Source organism: Desulfobulbaceae bacterium, from assembly GCA_015231515.1.
GTDB lineage: Bacteria > Desulfobacterota > Desulfobulbia > Desulfobulbales > VMSU01 > JADGBM01.
Window position 1 is genome coordinate 1 of record JADGBM010000171.1, and the last position, 4,661, is coordinate 4,661.

The 4,661-nt window shown below is 43.3% G+C and carries 5 protein-coding genes; all 5 read left to right on the plus strand.

What is annotated here, in order from left to right; translation table 11 throughout:
* The coding region (locus HQK80_15590) for a PAS domain-containing protein (protein MBF0223616.1) at window positions 1-1,973 on the plus strand (1,973 nt) is incomplete at its 5' end.
* Window positions 1,974-1,996: 23 nt separating this feature from the next.
* Window positions 1,997-2,407, plus strand: a complete 411-nt coding sequence (locus HQK80_15595) for a response regulator (protein MBF0223617.1) — start codon at window positions 1,997-1,999, stop codon at window positions 2,405-2,407.
* A gap of 35 nt (window positions 2,408-2,442) precedes the next feature.
* Window positions 2,443-3,993 carry a hypothetical protein gene (locus HQK80_15600; protein MBF0223618.1) on the plus strand — a complete coding sequence of 517 codons (1,551 nt, stop codon included), beginning with the start codon at window positions 2,443-2,445 and terminating at the stop codon, window positions 3,991-3,993.
* Window positions 3,994-4,005: 12 nt separating this feature from the next.
* Window positions 4,006-4,461, plus strand: coding sequence for a response regulator (locus HQK80_15605; protein MBF0223619.1), 456 nt, complete (start codon window positions 4,006-4,008; stop codon window positions 4,459-4,461).
* A partial coding sequence (locus tag HQK80_15610) for a sensor domain-containing diguanylate cyclase (GenBank protein ID MBF0223620.1) occupies window positions 4,458-4,661 on the plus strand: 204 nt, incomplete at its 3' end. The genes HQK80_15605 and HQK80_15610, both read left to right, overlap by 4 nt.

A 4,661-nucleotide genomic window follows, 5' to 3' on the forward strand; every position in this document is an offset into this window, starting at 1 on the left:
GGAATGTCGGCTGTTCAACCGGTGAGGAGGCTTACTCCATCGCCATGCAGATTCAAGACTATCTTGATAACAACAAAATGAGGCTTGACGTCAAGATTTTTGCAACCGACATTGATCAGGATGCCATTGCCTACGCCGGGGCGGGCACCTACCCGGCGAGTATCGCTGCAGACGTTGATGTCAGGTATCTGAGTAAATATTTTGATAAGACATCGGAAGGATATAAGGTTAAAAAAAATATTCGGCAAATGGTCATCTTCGCCGTTCATAATATCATCAGTGATCCCCCCTTTACTAAAATCGACATGCTTGTCTGTCGCAACCTGCTCATCTACTTACAGCCGGTCTTACAAAGAAGAATTTTTCAGTCCTTTCACTTCATCTTGCGCGAAAATGGAGTGCTTTTCCTCGGCAACAGTGAAACTATCAGCGCGGTAGAAGAGGCCTTTGAGCATATTGACGTCAAACAGCGGATCTACAAACATAAGATAAACGGTGAAATCCCGGCCCCTGTAATCCCGAGACCAAGCGCAACAGATTATGCCTACTCCGCTGCCAGGGTTGCTTATGAAAATAAGCCGCATAGTGAGAGTACCCGACGCAACGGCGCTGTTGAAAAATATTACCAGAGGCTGATCAATAAGCTTGTCGGCACCCTTTTAGTTGTTAACGAAAACCGTGAGCTTGTTCAGTCCTTTGGTGATTCCAAGAAATTTATCAACCTGCCGAGTGGCAATGTCTCTCTTGATATTCTTGCCATGCTGCCGAGAGAGATTTCCCTCGGTGTTGCCTCGGCAATCCAGCGGGTGAGAAAGGAAAAAACACAAGTCGTTTATAACAATATCAGGATTGATGAAAAGAGTATTGAGGCCAGGGTAAATGTCATTGTCGATATGATTAGTGGTGCCAATAACTCCCCACTGTTCATGGTTTCTCTTGAGGAGGCTGCCGAAACAGAAAATCAGGAGAACGTTGTTTTTAGTGATGCCCAGGAGTATCTTACCAATGAGCGAATTAACGATTTGGAAAGAGAGGTTCAGTTCACACGGGAAAATTTACAGGCAACTATTGAAGAACTACAGACCACCAACGAGGAACTTCAGGCTACCAATGAAGAACTCCTTGCTGCTAACGAAGAGTTACAGTCTACTAATGAGGAGCTTCAATCGGTCAATGAGGAGCTTAACACTGTCAACGCCGAATATCAGAATAAGGTTTTAGAGCTTACCGAGTTAAACACCGACATGGATAACTTGATGACCAGCATGGATATCCCGACTATCTTTCTCGATAAAAACCTTTGTATTCGAAAATTCTCGCATGCTATGACCGCAGAAATTAACCTGCTCAGCCAAGATATCGGTCGACCATTGACAGATCTCAATCTCCCTATGTTTGGTAACACAACAAGAGATGCCCATCGGGTTATTAAAAGTTGTCAGCCTTTGGAAAAAAGCATCCGTCATAAAAATGGTTGGTTCGTTCAGCGAATTCTTCCTTTTATCAATAACAAGAAAAAAGTGGATGGAGTTGTGCTGGCATTGGTCAGAATTACCGCGCAAAAAAATGCTGAGCTTGCCTTGGAGGTGCAGCACAACCTCTTGCTTTCGGTCTTGGAGTCAAGTCCTTCTGCAACTATTTTAGTTGATAAAGAGTGTCGAATTAACTTTGCAAATCTCTATTCTGAGGAGATATTCGGAATTGAGCGCTCCCGGCTACAGCGTATGAGGATCAACTCAAAAAGGTTTAAATTTACTGACCTTGACGGCCAGACTATTCCGCCTAAAGAGAATCCCTTCTCTTTGGTGATTGAAAGCCAAAAACCAATGGAAAAATTTGTTTTTTGTCTGCACCGTGATGACGGCTCTCAGTTTGTTCTCAAATTAGGCGCTAATCCAATGTTTAATAAAAAGAAAGAGTTTGATGGCGCGGTTTTTAGGCTTGACAAGGTGGCCTATCAGTCAAGGCCATAACGATTAACCATAGTGAGGCAAACATGACCCCCCCAAATCATAAGCCCGTTGTCCTGGTTATCGATGATGACGAGGTCAATCGAGTCGTTTTGTCAAAAATTTTGAGCAAAGAAAATATTGAAGTCCATGCAGCCTCCGATGGCAAACAGGGCTGGGCTAAGGCAAAGGCGATGATCCCGGATCTTGTCCTGCTTGATATTTTTATGCCTGGAGAAGATGGCTTTGAGGTTTTGGCACGCTTTAAAAGTACACCTGAACTATGTGAGGTACCGGTATGTATTTTTTCTATTCTGGAAAGAGAAGAGAGTAAAAAGAAGGCCTTTGACCTTGGGGCTTATGCCTATCTGGCAAAACCGTTTGATATGAAAGAGGTTGTCGACCAGGTGAAAAATATTCTTGCCGCCGCACCTGAAAAGAAGATTGCGAAAGCGTAAGAACAGCAACCAACACAAACAAAAGGAAGTAAAAGATGCGTGCAGAGATTGCAGGACGTTACACCTTCTTCTCCATAGCATTGCTGGGCTTTTATCTTAGCGAGAAGCACAGCTTCCTTCTCTTTCACATTCTCATTGAGCTCACCGGTGTTGGTGTTGCAATGGGCATTTTTTTTATAGCCTGGAACTCTATAAATAGAATCGACAATCACTACACTGCCTTTATAGGTATTTTTCATCTTTTTATCGCTTTTATCTCGATCCTGCACGTTTTAGCTTACTCCGGAATGAATGTTTTTCCCGGCTTTGGCGCTGATCTGCCCACTCAGCTTTGGATTGCCGGCGGTTATTTTCAATGCCTAGCTTTTCTGGGCGCCCCACTTTTTGTGAATCGAAAACTTAATGCCGGTCTGCTGTTCTGGATTATTTTTTTAGTATCGAGTCTGACCATTACCCTTATTTTTCTTGGTTTTTTCCCTTCCTGTTTTATCGAAGGGCAGGGCCTGACATCGTTTAAGAAAATAAGCGAAATTCTGATCTCTATCGGTTTTATTGTTGCCTTACTACCGCTCTGGAGAAACCGTCACCGGTTTGACGGATCAGTAGTCAAGAATATTTTCATTGCCCTTATAGCCAACAGTCTGGCACGCTTGGCATTTATATTTTATGTCTCTGTATACGGCCTTTCAAATATGGCTGGTCACTATCTTTATCTTGTATACGTCTATTTTATTTACAAAACCATTGTCGAAACCGGGATTTCAAAACCACAAGAACTTCTTTTTAAAAAACTGACCAGTCAAAAAGAGGCGCTGGAAAATTTTGGCCTGGAGCTTGAACGTAAGGTGAGGATTCGAACCAAAGAACTGGAACAGTTGAATGAGGAGCTGATCCGCAGCAACAAAGATCTTGAAGATCTGGCCTATATCGTTTCCCATGACTTGCGGGAACCACTCCGGGGAATAAACAATTTTTCGTTGTTGCTGCTTGAGGACTACGGAAATATACTTGATGAGGATGGGCGATTCATGTTGCAAACTTTAACCACCTTGTCTAAACGCCAGGAAGAGCAGATCATTTCAATTTTGAACTATTCAAGAGTTCACCGAAAGAAGCCGGTTATCTCCCCGGTGGATACCAATGAAGTTCTGAAACAGGTTCTTGACACCTTAGCAATATTCATTGCAGAAAAACAGGTAGATATTCGTATTGTATCTCCACTGCCGGAAATTACCTGTGACCGTGAACACCTGGCAATTATTTTTAGCAACCTGATCACCAATGCCATCAAATATAACGACAAAGCCCAGCGCTGGGTTGAAGTAGGAGAGCTCAAGGATGGCATAGAAAACAGTCCGGTTCTTTACGTGCGTGACAATGGTATTGGCATTGCCAAAAAACATCAGGATAAAATCTTTAAAATTTTTAAACGACTGCATGGCCGCGATGAGTTCGGTGGCGGCACTGGAGCCGGACTTGCTATCACCCTGAAAATAATCGAAAAACACCACGGTAGAATGTGGGTCGAGTCACAAGTTGGTGAAGGGACTACCATCTTTTTTCACATACCATCACCACATAATTGAGAGGAAAAATAAATGGGGTTACGCACAAATAACTCAATTCTGATCGTTGAAGATAGTGATGAAGATTTTTTCATCACCCAAAAAGCCTTTAAAGATTCCCATTTTGCAAATCCCATTTTTCGGTGCACAAATGGTGATGACGCGCTTGATTTTCTTTACGGCAGGGGGGCTTATCACTCTGTCCAGGGCGTCCATCACCCCGCACTTATTCTTCTTGATCTGAATATGCCCGGAACCGATGGCAGAGAGGTTCTTGCCACAATCAAAGCGGATACATCTCTGCAAAGCATTCCTGTAATCATTTTTACTACCTCTGATATGGAGCAGGATATTCTCAGCTGTTACGAAGTAGGCGCCAGCAGCTATATCCACAAGCCTGTGAGCATAAATGGTTTTATGGAGGCCATCAAACGTCTGCATGGCTATTGGTTTGAACTCGTGCTCTTACCTGGAGAAAAGAGAAAGTGAAGAATAAGACAAAAACTTTGCCTACTGACAACTCAGCACATTTATTAGAACTTAGGGAGCGCGCTAATAAAGTTTTGAGCGAACTGGGGTCAACCAGCCTGAGCATGGATTCTTTCGATCAACAGCGCCTTCTCGAAGAGATCAGTGTGTATCATATCGAACTGGAGCTCCAGAACGAAGAGCTGCAAAAAACACGAAAT